This window comes from Micromonospora sp. NBC_00617, assembly GCF_045161355.1.
In the GTDB taxonomy this organism is placed as follows: Bacteria; Actinomycetota; Actinomycetes; order Mycobacteriales; family Micromonosporaceae; genus Micromonospora.
Genome location: NZ_CP107751.1, coordinates 1,207,496 through 1,224,045, shown reverse-complemented (window position 1 = coordinate 1,224,045; position 16,550 = coordinate 1,207,496). Strand labels below are relative to the sequence as shown.

General features: G+C 72.4%; 17 protein-coding genes. 2 read left to right on the top strand and 15 right to left on the bottom strand.

Features of this window, described 5'->3' with window-relative positions; genetic code table 11:
- Positions 1-8: 8 nt before the first annotated feature.
- The 7 genes from hypF to OG505_RS05510 all read right to left on the bottom strand — a co-directional run bounded on the left by hypF (position 9) and on the right by OG505_RS05510 (position 6,280).
- Positions 9-2,330 carry a carbamoyltransferase HypF gene (gene hypF, locus OG505_RS05540; RefSeq protein ID WP_405431462.1) on the bottom strand — a complete coding sequence of 774 codons (2,322 nt, stop codon included), beginning with the start codon at positions 2,328-2,330 and terminating at the stop codon, positions 9-11.
- A gap of 9 nt (positions 2,331-2,339) precedes the next feature.
- Positions 2,340-3,005, bottom strand: a complete 666-nt coding sequence (locus OG505_RS05535) for an SIS domain-containing protein (protein WP_405431461.1) — start codon at positions 3,003-3,005, stop codon at positions 2,340-2,342.
- A 173-nt stretch (positions 3,006-3,178) separates the two neighbouring features.
- Positions 3,179-3,421, bottom strand: coding sequence for a HypC/HybG/HupF family hydrogenase formation chaperone (locus tag OG505_RS05530; RefSeq protein ID WP_405431459.1), 243 nt, complete (start codon positions 3,419-3,421; stop codon positions 3,179-3,181).
- Complete coding sequence (locus OG505_RS05525) at positions 3,418-4,032, bottom strand: SIS domain-containing protein (RefSeq protein ID WP_405431458.1); 615 nt, start codon at positions 4,030-4,032, stop codon at positions 3,418-3,420. The genes OG505_RS05530 and OG505_RS05525 overlap by 4 nt, the downstream gene beginning before the upstream one ends.
- A 10-nt stretch (positions 4,033-4,042) precedes the next feature.
- Complete coding sequence (locus OG505_RS05520; protein WP_405431456.1) at positions 4,043-4,453, bottom strand: helix-turn-helix transcriptional regulator; 411 nt, start codon at positions 4,451-4,453, stop codon at positions 4,043-4,045.
- A gap of 171 nt (positions 4,454-4,624) precedes the next feature.
- A complete protein-coding gene (locus OG505_RS05515) occupies positions 4,625-5,899 on the bottom strand; it encodes an Ig-like domain-containing protein (protein WP_405434396.1) in 1,275 nt (424 codons plus the stop codon).
- Between the two features lie 141 nt (positions 5,900-6,040).
- Positions 6,041-6,280: a hypothetical protein gene (locus tag OG505_RS05510; RefSeq protein ID WP_405431455.1), complete on the bottom strand. Its 240-nt coding sequence runs from the start codon at positions 6,278-6,280 to the stop codon at positions 6,041-6,043.
- 141 nt (positions 6,281-6,421) lie between these two features.
- Between OG505_RS05510 and OG505_RS05505 the strand changes: the two genes are divergently transcribed.
- Both OG505_RS05505 and OG505_RS05500 read left to right on the top strand, forming a co-directional pair.
- Positions 6,422-7,711, top strand: a complete 1,290-nt coding sequence (locus OG505_RS05505; RefSeq protein ID WP_405431453.1) for a D-alanyl-D-alanine carboxypeptidase family protein — start codon at positions 6,422-6,424, stop codon at positions 7,709-7,711.
- A 90-nt stretch (positions 7,712-7,801) separates the two neighbouring features.
- On the top strand, positions 7,802-8,848 hold the full coding sequence (locus tag OG505_RS05500) for a zinc-dependent alcohol dehydrogenase family protein (RefSeq protein WP_405431452.1): 1,047 nt from the start codon (positions 7,802-7,804) through the stop codon (positions 8,846-8,848).
- 76 nt (positions 8,849-8,924) lie between these two features.
- Here OG505_RS05500 and OG505_RS05495 read toward each other — a convergent pair whose 3' ends face one another.
- Genes OG505_RS05495 through ctaD form a run of 8 tightly spaced genes read right to left on the bottom strand, consistent with a single transcriptional unit; the run spans position 8,925 to position 16,550 of the window.
- Positions 8,925-10,634 carry a cytochrome bc complex cytochrome b subunit gene (locus tag OG505_RS05495; protein WP_405431450.1) on the bottom strand — a complete coding sequence of 570 codons (1,710 nt, stop codon included), beginning with the start codon at positions 10,632-10,634 and terminating at the stop codon, positions 8,925-8,927.
- Positions 10,631-11,494 carry a Rieske 2Fe-2S domain-containing protein gene (locus OG505_RS05490; RefSeq protein ID WP_405431448.1) on the bottom strand — a complete coding sequence of 288 codons (864 nt, stop codon included), beginning with the start codon at positions 11,492-11,494 and terminating at the stop codon, positions 10,631-10,633. The genes OG505_RS05495 and OG505_RS05490 overlap by 4 nt, the downstream gene beginning before the upstream one ends.
- Complete coding sequence (locus OG505_RS05485) at positions 11,491-12,276, bottom strand: c-type cytochrome (protein ID WP_405431447.1); 786 nt, start codon at positions 12,274-12,276, stop codon at positions 11,491-11,493. Before OG505_RS05485 ends, OG505_RS05490 begins: the two co-directional genes overlap by 4 nt.
- Before the next feature lie 3 nt (positions 12,277-12,279).
- Positions 12,280-12,666 carry a c-type cytochrome gene (locus OG505_RS05480; RefSeq protein ID WP_355392089.1) on the bottom strand — a complete coding sequence of 129 codons (387 nt, stop codon included), beginning with the start codon at positions 12,664-12,666 and terminating at the stop codon, positions 12,280-12,282.
- Positions 12,666-13,598, bottom strand: coding sequence for a cytochrome c oxidase assembly protein (locus OG505_RS05475; RefSeq protein ID WP_405431445.1), 933 nt, complete (start codon positions 13,596-13,598; stop codon positions 12,666-12,668). The genes OG505_RS05480 and OG505_RS05475 overlap by 1 nt, the downstream gene beginning before the upstream one ends.
- Entirely contained in the window at positions 13,595-13,996 is a 402-nt protein-coding gene (locus OG505_RS05470; RefSeq protein ID WP_405431444.1) for a hypothetical protein, read from the bottom strand. The genes OG505_RS05475 and OG505_RS05470 overlap by 4 nt, the downstream gene beginning before the upstream one ends.
- Positions 13,996-14,625, bottom strand: coding sequence for a heme-copper oxidase subunit III (locus OG505_RS05465; RefSeq protein ID WP_405431443.1), 630 nt, complete (start codon positions 14,623-14,625; stop codon positions 13,996-13,998). The genes OG505_RS05470 and OG505_RS05465 overlap by 1 nt, the downstream gene beginning before the upstream one ends.
- Positions 14,622-16,550 carry a cytochrome c oxidase subunit I gene (gene ctaD / locus OG505_RS05460; RefSeq protein ID WP_405431441.1) on the bottom strand — a complete coding sequence of 643 codons (1,929 nt, stop codon included), beginning with the start codon at positions 16,548-16,550 and terminating at the stop codon, positions 14,622-14,624. The genes OG505_RS05465 and ctaD overlap by 4 nt, the downstream gene beginning before the upstream one ends.

Here is a 16,550-nt window from a genome sequence, read left to right as displayed (position 1 = left end):
GCCGGGTGTTAGGAAGGGCCCCCTCCTATGCAAGAAGCGATAGGAAGGGGCCCTTCCTTACACGCGGTCCGGGCGGCGGCCACCACCGCCTGGCCGAGCGAGATACCACCGTCGTTGGGTGGCACCCGCGAGTGCACCAGCACCCGGAAGCCGTCCCGCTCCAGCCCGCTCACCACCCGGTCGAGCAGCAGCACGTTCTGGAAGACCCCGCCGGAGAGCGCGACGGCGGTCAGGCCCGTGTTCTCCCGGACGACTCCGGCCGACCGGACCACCGCGTCCGCCAGGCCATGGTGGAAGCGCGCGGCGATCCGGCCGGGATCCACGCCGGCGAGCAGGTCGTCAACCACGCACCGGACCAGCCCGCGCCCGGCCTCCAGGAGCGGCACGGGGCCGCCCGCCTCAACCGGGTAGCCGCCGCGCTCGTCACGGTGGGCCCGCTGCTCCAGGGCGATCGCGGCCTGCCCCTCGTACGTGACACGGTCGTGCAGGCCGAGCAGCGCCGAGACGGCGTCGAAGAGCCGGCCGGCGCTGGAGGTACGCGGCGAGTTCGTCACGGTCCGCGCCAGCGCCACCACCGCGGGCCACTGCCGCTCGTGTCGGCGCAGCACCGGCAGCTCCGGTACGGCGTCGCCGTAGATCTCGTCGAGGTAGGCAGCCGCCATCCGCCACGGTTCGCGTACCGCCGCGGCCCCACCCGGCATCGGCAGCGCGCCGAGGTGACCGACCCGCTCGAACCCGGTTAGGTCCGCGACGAACAACTCCCCGCCCCAGAGGGTGCCGTCCGGGCCGTACCCGAGACCGTCGAAGGCGACGCCGATCACCGGGCCGGGGTCGCCGTTGTCGGCCAGGCAGGACGCGATGTGGGCGTGGTGGTGCTGGACGCCGAGCAGTTCGACGTCATCGCGCTGCAGGGCGTACTTCGTGGACAGGTACTCGGGATGCAGGTCGTGGGCGACGACCTGCGGCCGGACGTCGAAGAGCCGGGTGAAATGCGCGATGCCGTCGGTGAACGCCCGCAGCGTCTCGTAGTTCTCCAGGTCGCCGATGTGGTGCGACACGAACGCACGCCGTCCCTTCGCCACGCAGAAGGTGTTCTTCAGCTCCGCGCCGCAGGCCAGCACCGGCCGGTCGAACCGCCACGGCAGCGTGATCGGGGCGGGCACGTAACCGCGGGACCGCCGGACCGGCAGTTCCCGGCCGCGGAACACGCGGACCACCGAGTCGTCGGTCCGGACGTGGATCCGCCGGTCGTGCACGAGGAAGCCGTCGGCGATCGGCGCGAGCCGCCGACGGGCGTCGTTGTCGCGGTGCGCGATCGGTTCGTCGGAGACGTTGCCGCTGGTCAGCACGATCGGCATACCCAGCCGCCCGAGCAGCAGCTGGTGCACCGGCGTGTACGGCAGCAGCACCCCCAGTTCGCGGTTGCCCGGCGCCACCGACCCGGCGACCGGGGCGTCGGCGCGGCGGGGCAGCAGCACCACGGGACGGCGGGGGCCGGTGAGCACCGGCTCGACCGCCGGCGCCACGTCGACCAGGGTGCGTGCCGTCGGCAGGTCGGCGGCCATCACGGCGAACGGCTTCTCCTCGCGGTGCTTGCGGGCGCGCAGCGCCGTGACGACCCGATCGTCGTCGGCTCTCGTGGCAAGGTGGTAGCCGCCGAGGCCCTTGACCGCGACGATCCGGCCGTCCCGCAGCCACCGTACGGCGGTGTCCAGGGGGTCACCGGGGACCGGGGCGCCGTCGGCGGTGACGAAGCGGAGGGCGGGACCGCAGGCGGGACAGCACACCGGCTCGGCGTGGAAGCGGCGGTTCCCCGGGTCGGCGTACTCGGCGGTGCACTCGGCGCAGAGCGGGAACCCGGCCATGGTGGTGGTGCGCCGGTCGTACGGGACGTCCTCGACGATCGTGAACCGCGGGCCGCAGTTGGTGCAGTTCGTGAACGGGTAGCCATGGCGTCGGTCCGCCGGGTCGGCCAGCTCGGCGAGGCAGTCCGGGCAGGTGGCGGTGTCCGGGGAGATCAGGGCGTCCCGGCCGGCGCCGGTGACGCTGCTGACGATGGCGAAACCGGGCCGGCCGGTCGGCGGGACCGGCTCGGTGGTGAGCCGCTCGACCTCGGCGAGGGTCGGCGCCCGCCGACCGAGGTCGGCCACGAAGGCAGCCAGCCGTTCCCCGTCCCCTTCGACCTCCACGAAGACGCCCGCGGTGTCGTTGCCGACGAAGCCGGCCAGGTCGTACTCGGTGGCGAGCGCGTGCACGAACGGCCGGAAGCCCACCCCCTGCACGATGCCCTCGACGCGGACGTGCACCCGCCGCACGCTGGCCAGGTCCATGACGACCGGTCAGAGTTCGTCGGCCAGCGCCTGCTGGGTGAGTTCCCAGAGCACGTGGTAGACCGTCGTCTGCGCCTCCTGGACCCGGTGCACCGATGCCGACGGCACCACGAACAGGTGGTCGACGAACTCGGACTCGGCCATCCGGCCGCCGTCGTACCCGGCGAGCCCGATGGTGAGCATGCCGCGCCGGGACGCCTCCTCGAATGCGCGCAGCACGTTGTTCGATCCGCCGCTGGTGGACAGCCCGACCGCGATGTCCCCGGCCCGGCCGAACGCCGCCAGCTGCCGGGCGAAGACCACCTCGAACCCCACGTCGTTGGAGAGTGCGGTGATCAACGCGACGTCGTGGGCCAAGGAGATGGCCGGCAACGGGCGGGCGACCGCCGGTGGGTGCAGGAACAACTGCGTGATGTCCTGCGCGTCGGTGCTGCTGCCGCCGTTGCCGAACGCGAACAGCGTGCCGCCGGCCCGGAAAGCCGCGGAGCACCGGCGGGCGCAGTCGACCAGCTGCTGCCCGTGCTCGGCGACAAGGGATTCGCGCAGGGCGACGATCTCCGCCGCCTTCGCCGCCGTGGACTGCGCCACCTCGGCGAGCACCGCGTCCACGTCGGTCGGTCGGGTGTCCAGGAACGGGTAGAGCGCTCCGATCGCGCCCTCGATCCCGGCGCTCACGGGGCCACCGCAGTTCGCGACTGCGGGGCTCGCAGACCCGGCGCACTCCTCGCGCTCACGGGGCCACCGCGGTTCGCGACTGCGGGGCTCGCAGACCCGGCGCACTCCTCGCGCTCACGGGGCCACCGCGGTTCGCGACTGCGGGGCTCGCAGACCCGGCGCACTCCTCGCGCTCACGACCGCTTCTCCACCACGGCGATGGCCTCCTTGGCGTGCACCAGCACCACGTCGCCCGGTCCGGCGTCGACCAGGGCCACGCTGACCTCCTCCGGCCCGGCGTCCGTGTCGACAATCGCCAAGCCGCCGGCCAACACCTCCCGTATCCGGACGGCGACCGCCGCATCGGAACAGGTGATGCACACGTCGTCGTGGCACTCGGGCACGGCCCGGGTCGTCGTCGCCGGCTGCGGGTTCACCGCACCAGCTCCGGCTCCAGCAGTCCGGGCTGCTCGAACAACACATGCACCAACTCCCACAGGATGTGATAGATCGTCACGTGCACCTCCTTGACGATGCACGGGTCCTCGGAGCGTGCGACGACGACGTGGTCGGCGATTGCGTCCCGAGCGATGTCACCGCCATCGCCACCGAGGAGTCCGACGGTGAGGAGACCGAGGTCGCGGGCCGTCGCCAGACCGCGCCGCACGTTGGCGCACCGGCCATCGGCGGACAGGCCGAGCGCGATGTCCTCCGGGGCGGCGAGCAGGCGCAGCTGAGCCGCGAACACCTCGTCGAAGCCCTCCGCCCGGGCGATCCCGGTGAGGGTGGCGGCGTCGTTGGTCAGCGAGATCGCCGGCAGGGCCCGTTTGCCCACGATGACCGGGTGAACGAACTCCACCACGATGTGCTGGGCATCGGTCGCCGGCCCGCCGTTGCCAAAGACGATCAGCTTTCCGCCGCGGTGGAAGCGGATGGCCATCTCGTAGCAGGCACGGGCGATCTGCGGCGCGTCGCCGGCGAGCGCCTGCGCCGGGGCGACCCGGCGGGCGAACGCGCGGCCAACCGCCGGCATCACAGGGGACTCCATGCTCCTCCGTTCAGTGGGCCGCGGCGTACCGGTCGGTGGGCAGCGGCGTACCGGTCGGCGCCCCGGGACGCGCCTCGCGGAAGGCGCCGGCCGAGCGGCGCAGGCAGGCGCCGATGACCTGGTCGAGCTGCGCCAGCCGGACGGTCCACGACCGGAGATCGTCGCCGCCCTTGGCGGTGAGCCGGTAGCACCGGCGGGCCGGCCCCGCTCCGGCGGTCTCCCACACCGAGATCAGCGACCGGTCGCGCTCCAGGCCGCGCAGCACCCGGTAGACGTGGCCGGGTTCCACATCGGCCATTCCCAGATCCCGGAGCCGGTCGATCAGGTCGTACCCGTGGCCGGGCCGTTCGAAGATCAGGAGCAGGAGGAACGGATGCAGCAGACCGCGCAGCTCACGTCCGTGCAGCTCACGTCCGTGCATGCCAATCCCTTCCTGGCGTAGGGCACCCGCGTTTCATGCAGCTAAGCACACTTTCTTCCAATAAGTGCGGAATGCCCGATTGTTTCGAACCAGATCAACGCCGCGGCCTGCGGCCGGAGAGCGTCCGGAATCGCAGGCCGCGGCGCGATCGTGCGAAGGCGTACGCCCGGATCAGCCGCCGCTGTTGGAGCGGGCGGGGGCGGGCGCCGACCCGCCGGCCACCGGTCCCGGCTGCGGCGTGGCCGTGACCGTGACCGTGGGCCTCAGCCCGACCGGTACGGGCAGCGCACTGCCCTTGGCGAACTCGTCCCAGCCGACATTCCAGGCCGTCCAGCCGTTGCCCGGATCCAGCGCCACCTCGGTGCCCTTGACCGTCACCAGGTCGCCGACCTGTGTGATCCCCATCAGCCAGTCGGCGTTCTCGTTGGAGACGTTGGTGCAGCCGTGCGAGACGTTGGCGTTGCCCTGATCCCCCACCGACCACGGTGCGGCGTGGATGAACTCGCCGCCGTTGGTGAGCCGCTGGGCGTCCTCGACGTCGACGATGTAACCGCCATTCGGGTCACCCATGGTGTTGAAGGTCGTGTAGTCGAACTTCTCCATGATCACCATGGTGCCGCTGGAACTCGGCGTGCTCGGCTTGCCGAGACTGACCGGAATCTTCCGCAGCAGCTTGCCGTCCTGGTAGACCGCCATCTGCTTGGTGGCGTTGTCGATGTCCAGCGACACCTGCCGGCCGATCTTCGAGGTGCCCGACCGGTCCGCGTCGCCGATGGCGTCCTTACCGATCGGCAGCCCTTCCAGCGCGCTCCGCACGCTGATCTTCGTGCCGGGCTGCCAGAAGTCGGGCGCCCGGTACTCGACCTGCTTGCCGTCGTCCAGCCAGGACCAGGTCCCCGGCTGGGGCGGATCCGTCTTCACGAACAACCGCCGCTGCACGTCCGCCCGGGCCTCCTTCGGAATCGCCGGGTCGAACGTGACCACCACCGGCATGGCCGTCCCGTACGTCTGGTCTGCGGCGAAATTCAGGACGGTGGTCACGGCCTGTCTGTTGTCCGGTTTCGCCATTGTCCTGAACGTCGCTTTCTGCGTGGTCGTCCGCCCCTTGCCACCGGTCGCGGTCACCTCCGCCGTGTACGTCCGCGAATTCTGCAACGGCTTGGCCGGCACCCAGCTCGACCCGTCCTCCCGCGGCTCGGCCGGCACCTGCGCACCCTTGTCGTCGGTCAACCGCACCGAGGTGATCTTCCCGTCCTTGACGGTGGCCCCCACCTCCGCGCTGACCGGCACGTCCCCCGCGTGGTCGCCGGGTGTCACGGTCAGTTGCGGCGGTGCCGTGTTCACCTGTCGGGCTCCCGGCAGGCGGTCGGCGGTGCATCCCGCCAGGACCAACGGTGTGGCCGCGATGGTCACCGACAGCAGCCTCAATCGCTGCCTCAGTTCCATATTGTCCCCCCGTTCATGGCTTTCCCTCCGCCCACATTTTCGCCATAAACGAGAGATGTCTGCGGCGATTTCAGCGGAACCGTCGAGCAAAGCTCCGGAAACCTTTCCCCGCGCATTCACTTATGGCGTGAACCGGCCCGGTCATTTCCGTTCGTGACCATTCCGACCACAGTGGGTACGCCACTGCTCGCCCATCCCGTCCCGGCCGCGTTGCGCCCGGCGCTTCCGCTTACGGCGACTCGGCCCGGGAGGCACCCGCAACTCCCGGCTGATCCGGATCGAGCGCGACTGCACCGCCGTGCGCCGGTTCGCCAGCAGCGCACGGATCGCCGTCGGGCCGGGCACCTCCGGCAGGCACTCCGCCGCCCTCCCGGCTGCCATGAAACCGGACCGTCGGAAGAAAGCCTCGCGAAGAAGCAGAAGGAACGCGAGCCCGCTGCGGTGGCGGATTTCGAGCTGTCGCTGGACTACTTTCGGCAACCCGGCCGGGCTCGCCAGATTGGCGAATTACGGTGCATTGACGTGACCATCATTCGCGTTACCGCCGTAGCACTCAGCGCCTTTTTGGCCACGCCGGTTGTGGTGGCCGGGTCACCGACGCGGACGGCCGCTACGCCCGACCTGCCCTGCCCGGCCGTGAAGCCGGCGGTGCCGCCGCCCGCCGTAGCGTCTCCACCACCGGTCGGTGCCGCCGATCGGGCGGTCGGCGGCGCCGCGCTGGCCACGACCGGCCTGGCCATTCCGGTGGGTGCGCCGACGGCGCCGGCGGTGACGGCCACCTCGTGGCTCGTGGCGGACCTCGACAGTGGCGCGGTGCTGGGCGGGTGCGGCCCGCACGAGCTCCGCACGCCCGCCAGCGTGCAGAAGATGCTGCTGGCCGCGGCCCTGATGCCCCGCCTGGACCCGACCCAGATGGTCGAGGTGACCCGGGCTGATCTGCAGGATCTCGATCCGGCCAGCTCGCTGATGGGGGTGGTCGAGGGTGGCCGCTACTCGATCGAGAGCCTGTGGCTGGGGCTGCTCCTCAAGTCGGGCAACGACGCGGCCAACGTGCTGGCCCGCGTCGGCGGCGCCGCCGCCGGCCGGCCGGGCGGGGTGCAGGCGATGAACAACGAGGCGCACCGGCTGCGCGCGAATCAGACCCACGCGGCGACGCCCTCCGGTCTGGACGGTCCCGGCCAGTACACCAGCGCGTACGACCTGGCGCTGATCGCGCGGGCCACCTACGCCCGCGAGGACTTCCGGCGGTACATCGCGACCCGGGTGGCCCAGATAGCCGGCGACGCGGGCACCCCGGGCTTCGCCATCACCCATGACAACACGCTGCTGGACCACTACCCGGGAACGCTCGGCGGAAAGACCGGCTTCACCGACCTGGCTCGACAGACGTACGTCGGGGTGGCCGAGCGCAACGGGCGGCGGCTCACGGTGACCCTGCTCGGCGCGGAGACCGCGCCGCTGGGCAGCCTGGGCGAGGCGGGAGCCCTGCTCGACTGGGGCTTCGCCCTCTCCCCCGGCGCGTCCGTCGGCCGCCTGGTCACCCCGGGTGAGAAGACGGACGACCATGCCGCGTCCGCCGGCGAGGGCGAGCACCACGGTCAGGCCGGGGACCGGTCGCTGCTGTCCTTCCCGGCGGTCCTCGGCCTCGGCGCCGCCGCGGCCCTGGCCGTCGTGCTCCTGGCGGCGCCCCGGTGGCGCAGGGCCGTGCGGCAAGCATCGCCTCGGCCGCCGGCTCGCCGTCCCGCACCACGTAGCCGCGCGCCGCGTCGAGCGGCCGGATCACCACCCGGTCCGGACCGACCAGGAAGCTGACTTCGGCCGTCGCCCTGCCAACGTCCCCGCGATTTCCCGCTCGGTCACCCCCCGTTGGGCGCGGTGCCGGCGCATGTGAGGATGCGACGCATGCGTGCCGTGATCTTCGACGAGTTCGGTGTCCGGCCCCAGGTCCGCGACGTTCCGGACCCGGTGCCGCCGCCCGGGGGCGCCGTCATCCAGGTCGAGGCGACCGGCTTGTGCCGCAGCGACTGGCACGGCTGGCAGGGGCACGACCCGGACGTCCGCCTGCCGCACGTGCCCGGCCACGAGTTCGCCGGCGTGGTCACGGCGGTCGGCGCCGGCGTACGCGGCTGGCGCTCCGGCGACCGGGTCGCCGTGCCGTTCGTCTGCGCGTGCGGGCAGTGCCCGGCCTGCCTCTCCGGCGACCAGCAGGTCTGCGAGCGGCAGACCCAGCCCGGCTTCACCCACTGGGGCTCGTTCGCTGAGTACGTGGCCGTGCAGCACGCCGACGTCAACCTGGTCCGGCTCCCCGACGAGCTGGGCTACCCGGCCGCGGCGGCGCTCGGCTGCCGGTTCGCCACGGCGTTCCGCGCGGTGCTCGGCCAGGGGCGGGTCGCCGCGGGCGAGTGGGTGGCGGTGCACGGCTGCGGCGGCGTGGGGCTGTCCGCGGTGATGATCGCCGCGGCCTACGGCGCCCAGGTGGTGGCGGTCGACGTCGCCCCCGGCGCGCTCGAACTGGCCCGCCGTTTCGGGGCCGCGGTGTGTCTGGACGGCGCTGCCCTCACCGGGCCCGGCGCGGTGGCCGCGGCCGTCCGGGAGGTGACCGGCGGCGGCGCCCACCTGTCGCTCGACGCCCTGGGCAGTCACGCCACCTGCACCGCCTCGATCGAGAGCCTGCGGCGGCGCGGACGGCACGTGCAGGTCGGCCTCCTCCCCGCCGCCCAGGGCCGCCCGGCCCTGCCGATGGATCTGGTGATCGCGTACGAGCTGGAGCTGCGGGGCAGCCACGGCATGGCCGCGCACGCCTACCCGGAACTGCTCCGGCTGGTCACCACCGGCGTGCTGCGCCCCGCGGAGCTGATCACCCGCACCATCGGGCTCGCCGAGGTGCCCGACGCGCTGACCGGAATGGACCGGCCCGCCCCCGGCGGGATGTGCATCGTCCAGCCCTGACCAGGACGACGCTCGGGTCGGACAGCGGACACGTCCCCGGTACGCGTAGGCCGCGGCGTAGCTCGTCGCCGCGGGATCAGTCTGGATCGCGTCGTCCCGGCCGGCGGCGGTCTCGCCGGCGCTGGAGCAGCGCCGCGACGAGCAACGACCCGGCGGCCGCCGCGCGCCCCCAGCGGCGCAGGGCCGCCCGGACTGGCCGGGTCGGCGGCGGGGGCGGTCCCGGCACCACCACCCGGTCCATGCCGGGGTACGCCAGCCGGGCGGCCTCGACCGCTTCCTCCTCCGACCTGACCGCCCGGTTGGCGGTGAGGGTCAGCCCGGCCTCGTCCCGGTAGCGCCACCGCCACACCTCCCCCACCGGCCACAGCTCGATCCGCTCCCCCGGCCGGTCCAGGGCGGGGACCTCGGGTTCGTCCTCGCCGCTCGGGCGACGGGGCGCGGGACGGGCCGCCCGGCGCAGGTCGGCCCGGGTGAGTTCGCCGAGCGAGGCCGCCTCCCCGCGACGCAGCGCCCGGGCGATGAAGAACGCGAGCGCACCGGTCAGGAGCGGCAGGACGAGCACCAGGACCCGGAACAGCGACAGCAGATCGTAGACCGGCACCCGGAGCAGCCGGGCGAGGATGTCGTCGCCCGCGGCCACCACGAGGACCACGAAGAAGGTCAGGGCGCCTACGCCGATGCCGAGCCGGACCGGGTGGTCCCGGGGCCGGTCGAGCAGTTGGTGCTGGCGGCGGTCGCCGGTGCGCAGCCGTTCGGCGAACGGCCACAGGTAGAGCGCGGCGAAGGTCAGCCCGCCGAGGACGACGCCGGGGAAGAACGGCTGCGGCACCAGGTACCCGCCGATGCGGAACTCCCACGACGGGAACAGGCGCAGCGCGCCGTCGCCCCAGGCGATGTACCAGTCCGGCTGGGCCGGTGAGGTGGACTGGGCCAGCTCGAACGGGCCGTACAGCCAGACCGGGTTGATCTGGACCAGCCCGCCGAGGGCGAACAGCACCGCCAGCAGCCACAGGAAGAGGGCGAGCGAGCGCAGGGCGTACCCCGGCCAGAGCCGTGATCCGACCACGTTGTGCTCGGTCCGACCCGGGCCCGGGAACTGGGAGTGCTTCTGCCGCACCAGGATGCCCAGGTGCAGCGAGATGAGAGCGACGAGGACGGCCGGTACGAGCAGCACGTGGGCGACGAACAACCGGGGGATCATCGCGTCGGAGGGGAACTCGCCGCCCAGAGCCAGCGCGGTCAGCCACGTACCGACCAGGGGGATGGACTCCACCACCGAGGTGAGGATCCGCAGACCCAGCCCGGAGAGGAGGTCGTCGGGCAGCGAGTAGCCGGTGAAGCCGTTGGCCAGGGCGAGGGTGAGCATGGTCACGCCGATCAGCCAGTTGAGCTCGCGCGGCTTGCGGAAGGCCCCGGTGAAGAAGATCCGGGCCAGGTGCAGCACGATCGCCGCGACGAAGACCAGTGCCGCCCAGTGGTGGGTCTGCCGGATCAGCAGGCCGGCCCGCACGTCCCAACTCAGCCGCACCGTGGAGGCGTACGCGGCGGAGGTGGTCGCGCCGTCCAGCGGGGCGTAGGAGCCCTGGTAGACCCGGTCGGCGGAGCTGGCGTCGAAAAAGAAGGTGAGGTAGACGCCGGTGAGGATCAGCGCGACGAACGAGTAGAGCGCGAGCTCGCCCAGCATGAACGACCAGTGGTCGGGAAAGACCTTCGCCAGCGCCCGGCGGGTGATCGGGGAGAGCCGGAGTCGGTCGTCCAGTGCCCGGGCCAGGCTGTCGATGATCATGGCCGGCTCCAGAATCCCGCGCCGGGTGGCGAGGTGAAGTCGTCGGTGGCGCGGAGGAAGCCGTCCGGGCCGACCTCGATCGGCAGCCCTGGCAGCGGCCGCGCCGCGGGGCCCGCGACCGGCCGGGCACCGGCCAGCAGGTCGAACGACGACTGGTGGCAAGGGCAGAGCACCCGTCCGGTGCCCTTCAGGTAGAGCCGTACCGGACAGCCGGCGTGGGTGCAGAGCACCGACCAGACGACCAGTCCGCCCAGGTGCCCACCGGCGGGCTGGCGGGTGAACCGCTCGGGGTCGAGGCGGACCGCGAACGCGGGGGCATCCCCGACGTCGAGGTTTCCCTCGGGGAAGACCCCGACCAGCGTGTCGGCGGGGACGTCCGCCGGCCGCAACGGCCGTCCCTCGCCGTCGACCAGCCGGACGCCCGGCCCCCACGGGGTGTCCTTCAGCGCCCGCGCCGGGCGTTGCCGGTCCCACGGGAGCAGGGAGCGCAGCGGGAACAGCGCGGCGACGCCGAGGGCGGTCAGCGCGAACCCGAGCGCCGCGAGCAGACCCCACCGTCGGGTCGGGCTGTCCGGCTCGTGGATCACGGCTGCGGTCATCGCCTGCTCGGCCGGGGTCGGGGTGAAACCCTCGTGCTCCTCGACGTAGCCGCCGGTCGGGATCAGCCGCCGGGACCAGACCGCGAGTCCCACCGCGAGGCCGGCGAAGGCGACCGCCAGGCACACCCCCTCCCACTGGGTGTCGCCGCCCAGCCCGTACGTCACCGCGAAGCCGACCGCCCCGGCGGCGCTCACCAGGAACGCGCCGACGATCCGACGGCTCGCAGCCCGCTCGGCCCGCGACGGAGTCCGACCCCTCACTGTCCCGCCCTCCGGCCCAGCCACCGCACGGCACCGACCAGCAGCGCGAGCACCACCACCCAGGCGAGCAGCCCCTCGGCCAGCGGACCCAGCCGGCCCAGCGGCTCGCCGCCCCGGTCCAGCCGCTCGCTGCGCAGCCGCCGCACGTAGCCGGTCAGGTCGTCCACCTGCCGGTCGGTGAGCACCTGGCTCGGGAAGGCCGGCATCAGCCCGGGCCCGACCCGGACCGCCTCGGCGACCTGGACGGCCGAAGCGTCGTACAGCGGCGGCGCGATCCAGCCGTTGGTGAGTACGGCACCCGAGCCGGTCGCCCCGTGACAGGGCGCGCAGTTGGCGGCGAAGAGTTCCCGGCCGGACACGATGTCGCCGGGCGCGACGCGGGGGATCTGCGGGCCACCGCCGCCGAAGCTGGCCACGTGGCCGACCAGCGCCGAGATCTCCTCCGCGGAGAAGACCGGCGGCCGGCGTTCGGCCTGTGGCACCTCCTGCGACAGGGGCATCCGGCCGGTGGAGAGCTGGAAATCCACCGAGGCGGGGCCGACGCCGAGCAGGGACGGTCCCCGCTGCGACCCCTGCCCCTGCGGGCCGTGGCAGCTCGCGCACTGCTCCAGGTAGAGCTGGGTCCCCAGGTCGGTGGCGGGGGTGGCGGCCGGGGCCGGGGTGGCCGGGCCGGGCGCGGGCGTGAACGCCACCGGACCCACGGCGAGCACCAGGACGGACCCGGCCGCAAGAATCCGGCGCGGGTGCAGGGCGGGCAGGGTCACCTCTCGTCGTCGCCGCATCCGTCAGTCCAGGGTGTAGAGGTACGCGGCGATGTCCTGCGCGTCGATCGCGCTGACGCCCAGGTTCGGCATGGCGGTACCCGGCTCGACGGCCTGCGGGTCGGTGATCCACCGTTGCAGGTTGTCCGCGTTGTTGGGCAGCTCCCCGGCAACGTAGGAACGGGCGCCGAAGCGGGTCAACGGCGGCCCCACCAGCCCGTCGGCCCGCCCGATGCCGGGGATGGTGTGGCACGAGCCGCAACCGTACTGGGCGATCAGCTGCGCACCCCGGTCCGGCCGGCCGGCGCGGGACTCGGGCGGCGGTGGTGGCGACGTCGACGCGCAGCCGGTCGCGGCGACGACCGGCAGCGCCGCCAGCAGGGCTCCCAGCATCCAGAGACGACGGCTCATCAGGACTCCTTCAACTGGGAGGACGTCAACGCACCATCCCTTGCGTGTGCGGCGCCGGTCGCCGCGGGCCGGCCCGGGCGTGCCGCGACGAGGCGGTCGGGTCGCTCCCGCTCCAGGCGCAGCAGCCAGCCCAGGAAGACCGCCAACGCCGCCACCAGCACGACCAGGTCCATCGGTGCCCACATCAGCAGCCCGGCGAGCTGCTGGTCGGCCAGCGGTTCGGGGCCGAGGACGCGCGCCGGATAGACCGGTTCGGGGGCGAAGGTGAGGGCCGCGCCGAGGGCGGAGGCGGGCAGCATGGTGCCGACCAACAGCAGCACCGACACTGGCGCGGGGGTGTGGTGCCGAGCCGCGCCGAGCACGGGCACCCACAGCAGCCAGGCCGCCGTCACGAGGCTCAGGTGCTCCGCGGCGTGCACGACCGGGTGGTCCACCGCGGCGACGTACGGGCCGGGCAGGTGCCACAGCCACAGGGCGGCGGTCTGCCCCGCTCCGGCCAGCAGGGCGTACCGGGCCGGGCGGCGCAACCAGCGCAGCGGCCCGGCGGCCCGCCAGCGGGCCAGCAGCCGGCGCAGCGACCGGGGCGCGGCCAGGGTCAGTGGCAGCCCCGCCGTGCCGGCCGCCAGCAGCGGGCCGGCCACCAGCACGAACAGCATGTGCTGGGTCATGTGCCCGGCGAAGGACGACTCCGCCAGCCGGTGCAGCGGCCCCTGGTCGGCCGCCAGCACCACCAGCAGCCCGCCGGCGAACGCGGCCACCCGCCAACCCGACACGATCCGGCCCCGGCCCCGGCGTGCCCACAGCTCCTGCACGCCCCGGCCGTAGCCGGCCGCGATCAGACAGAGCACGGCGACGACCAGCATCGTCAGCAGGCCGTCCGCGACGTCGCTCGGGCCGGGCCCGTGGGCCCCGTAGGCCCCGTAGCCGCTCACCCTTGACATGGTGGAAACACCAGCACGGCGACCCCACCGAGCACGATGATCGTGAGGAACATCAGGTTCGCCCAGAGGCCCACCACGGCGAGCATCCGGGAACGGCCGATCGCGCGGTCCTCATCGCCGGCCGACTGCGCCTGCGCGGTCCGCCGCCAGATGAGCGCGGCCACCAGGAGCGATCCCGCGGTGGCCACGGCCGGAACGACCACGGCGATGCCGACGGCCTGCCAGAGCGGCAGGCCGGAGACCCGGTCGGACCCGGCGGCGCAGGCCAGTTCGTCCAGGCTCCAGGCGGCGAGCAGGTGCACCGCCCAGGCGACGGCGCCGCCGAGCACGCCGTACCAGAGCAGCAGCCCGCCGGCCAGGCGGACCCGGGGACCGGGCTGGACGCTCATCACAGCCGCGGGGAGAGGTAGATGGTGAACAGAATGGCTACCCACACCGTGTCGACGAAGTGCCAGTAGATGGCGACGTTGCGGACCCGTTCGTGGCGGTGGGCGCCGAAGCTGCCCCCGCGCAGGGAGGCGGCGAGCAGCCAGCCGATCATGGTCAGGCCGACCAGGACGTGCAGCCCGTGGAATCCGGTGACCACGTAGAACAACGAGCCGTAGACGTTGGTGGTCATGGTGAAGTGCGCCAGGTCCTCGTGGTACTCGATGACCAGCAGGGCCATGAAGGACAGCCCCATCACCAGGGTCGCGGCGAGGCCGGCCCGCAGGCGCCAGCGCTGGCCACGCCGGATGCCGTGTTCGGCCCAGACCACGGGCAGGCTGCTGGGCACCAGCACCGCGGTCATCACCAGCGGGATGAGCAGCTTCGGCTTGTCGATGCCAGCGGGCGGCCACTGCGGGCCGTACTGGAAGCGGAGGTAGAAGTAGCTGCCCAGCAGGCAGGCGAAGAGGGTGGCCTCGGTGGCCACGAACATCACCATGCCCCACCAGCCGGTGGGCCGGCCGACCGGCAGTTCCGTGCTCAGCGCCTCGGCGCCGGTGGCCGCGGTCACGATGCCGCCCCGGTCCGTCATGACGCGACTCCGAGTTCCTCGTCGGGGCAGTGCGCCGGCCAGAGCCAGGCCGCGATGGTCGTTAGCACCGCCAGCGCGGCGATGATGGCGATCGGATACCAGGCCAGCAGCAGAGCGACGAAGAAGACCAGCAGCGCGCCGGCGAGTATGAGCGGTTTGAAGGTGGACTCCGGCATCTCCACCGCCCGCTCGGGGCGCGCGTCCAACTCGCTGGTGAACAGGGTGCGCCGGCCGTCGCTGAGGATCCGGTCCTCGGTCGCTCCGGAGGTGATCGACTCTGTGGTGCGCTCGTCCCAGACGGGATGCAGGCTGTGCACCCGAGGGATCACCGGGAAGTTGTACGGCTCGGGCGGTGAGGCCGCCGACCACTCCAGAGTGTCACCCTCCCACGGGTCCGCCGGCGCCGGCCGGCCCCACCGCACCGTGTGCACCACCCCGATGAGCACCAGCAGCAGGCTGACCCCGAGCAGGTAGGCCCCGACGGTGCTGATCAGGTTTCCCACATTCCAGCCCAGGTCGCCACCGTATGTGTAGATCCGCCGGGGCATGCCGAACAGGCCGTACAGGTGCATGGGGAAGAACGTGACGTGCATGCCGATGAAGAACAGCCAGAAGGACCACCGGCCGAGCCGCTCGTTGTACATCCGGCCGGTCATCTTCGGCAGCCAGTAGTAGAGGCCGGCGAGCATCGGGAAGACGGCCCCGCCGATCAGCACGTAGTGGAAGTGGGCCACCACGAAGTACGAGTCGGTGACCTGCTGGTCGAATGCGGTCAGCGCGAACATGGCGCCGGTGAAGCCACCGAGCACGAAGGTCACGATGAACCCGATGACGAACAGCAGCGGCACCCGGAGCACCAGCCGGCCGAGCAGCATGGTGGCCAGCCAGGCGAAGATCTGGATCCCGGAGGGGATGGTGATGACCGTGCTGGCCGCGCTGAAGAAGCTGTACGACAGTTGCGGCAGCCCGGTGGCGAACATGTGGTGCACCCAGACGCCGAACGAGATGACGGAGATCGCGACGATCGCCAGCACGATCAACGGGTAGCCCACGACCCCCCGGCGGGTGAACGCGGGCAGCACGGCGGAGACGATGCCCAGCGCCGGCATCACGATGATGTACACGTCGGGATGCCCGAAGATCCAGAACAGGTGCTGCCAGAGCAGCACGTTCCCGCCGGCGGACGGGTCGAAGAAGTGGGCGCCGAACCGGCGGTCGAGGAAGAGCAGCGCGTTGTCCGCGTTCAACGCCGGCAACGCGAAGACCACCATGAACGCGGTGGCCACGATCGCCCAGACGAACAACGGCACCCGGTTGAGCGACATCCCCGGCGCGCGCAGCTTGAGCGCGGTGACGATGAAGTTGATCGCCGCCGAGGTGGTGGAGATGCCGAGGAAGAGCAGGCCGAGCGTGTAGACGTCCATGTGCAGGCCGGGGTTGTTGCGTACGTCGCTGAGCGGCGCGTACGCGAACCAGCCGTTGTTCGGCGCCGCCCCTAACGGCAGGCTCGCCCACATGAACAGCCCGGCGAAGAGGAACACCCAGTAGCCGAAGGCGTTCAGCCGCGGGAACGCCATGTCCCGGGCACCGATCATCAACGGGACGAGGAAGTTGCCGAAGCCGAACAGCATCGGGGTGGCGAACAGGAAGATCATCGCCGTGCCGTGCATCGTGAAGAGCTGGTTGTACTCCTGCGGCGACAGGATGCCCGCCTCGGGCCTGGCGAGCTGCGTACGCATCATCATGGCGCTGAGCCCGGCGAGGGCGAAGAAGAACCCGGCCGTGACCAGGTAGCGCCGACCGATCTTCTTGTGGTCCACGGTGGTGAACCAGGCGCGCAGCGACCGGGGCTCGTCCCAATGCTCGGTGAGCCGGGCCAGGTCGTCCCGGCTGACGCCGGACGGTGTGCTGGTGGTCGTGGACAT

Bases quoted from the DNA above. Each gene is read 5' to 3' on its own strand.
- hypF (WP_405431462.1), bottom strand. From the start codon at position 2,330: ATGGACCTGGCCAGCGTGCGGCGGGTGCACGTCCGCGTCGAGGGCATC.
- OG505_RS05525 (WP_405431458.1), bottom strand. From the start codon at position 4,032: ATGGAGTCCCCTGTGATGCCGGCGGTTGGCCGCGCGTTCGCCCGCCGG.
- OG505_RS05520 (WP_405431456.1), bottom strand. From the start codon at position 4,453: ATGCACGGACGTGAGCTGCACGGACGTGAGCTGCGCGGTCTGCTGCAT.
- OG505_RS05515 (WP_405434396.1), bottom strand. From the start codon at position 5,899: ATGGAACTGAGGCAGCGATTGAGGCTGCTGTCGGTGACCATCGCGGCC.
- OG505_RS05510 (WP_405431455.1), bottom strand. From the start codon at position 6,280: ATGGCAGCCGGGAGGGCGGCGGAGTGCCTGCCGGAGGTGCCCGGCCCG.
- OG505_RS05500 (WP_405431452.1), top strand. From the start codon at position 7,802: ATGCGTGCCGTGATCTTCGACGAGTTCGGTGTCCGGCCCCAGGTCCGC.
- OG505_RS05495 (WP_405431450.1), bottom strand. From the start codon at position 10,634: ATGATCATCGACAGCCTGGCCCGGGCACTGGACGACCGACTCCGGCTC.
- OG505_RS05485 (WP_405431447.1), bottom strand. From the start codon at position 12,276: ATGCGGCGACGACGAGAGGTGACCCTGCCCGCCCTGCACCCGCGCCGG.
- OG505_RS05480 (WP_355392089.1), bottom strand. From the start codon at position 12,666: ATGAGCCGTCGTCTCTGGATGCTGGGAGCCCTGCTGGCGGCGCTGCCG.
- OG505_RS05470 (WP_405431444.1), bottom strand. From the start codon at position 13,996: ATGAGCGTCCAGCCCGGTCCCCGGGTCCGCCTGGCCGGCGGGCTGCTG.
- OG505_RS05465 (WP_405431443.1), bottom strand. From the start codon at position 14,625: ATGACGGACCGGGGCGGCATCGTGACCGCGGCCACCGGCGCCGAGGCG.
- ctaD (WP_405431441.1), bottom strand. From the start codon at position 16,550: ATGTCCACGACCACCAGCACACCGTCCGGCGTCAGCCGGGACGACCTG.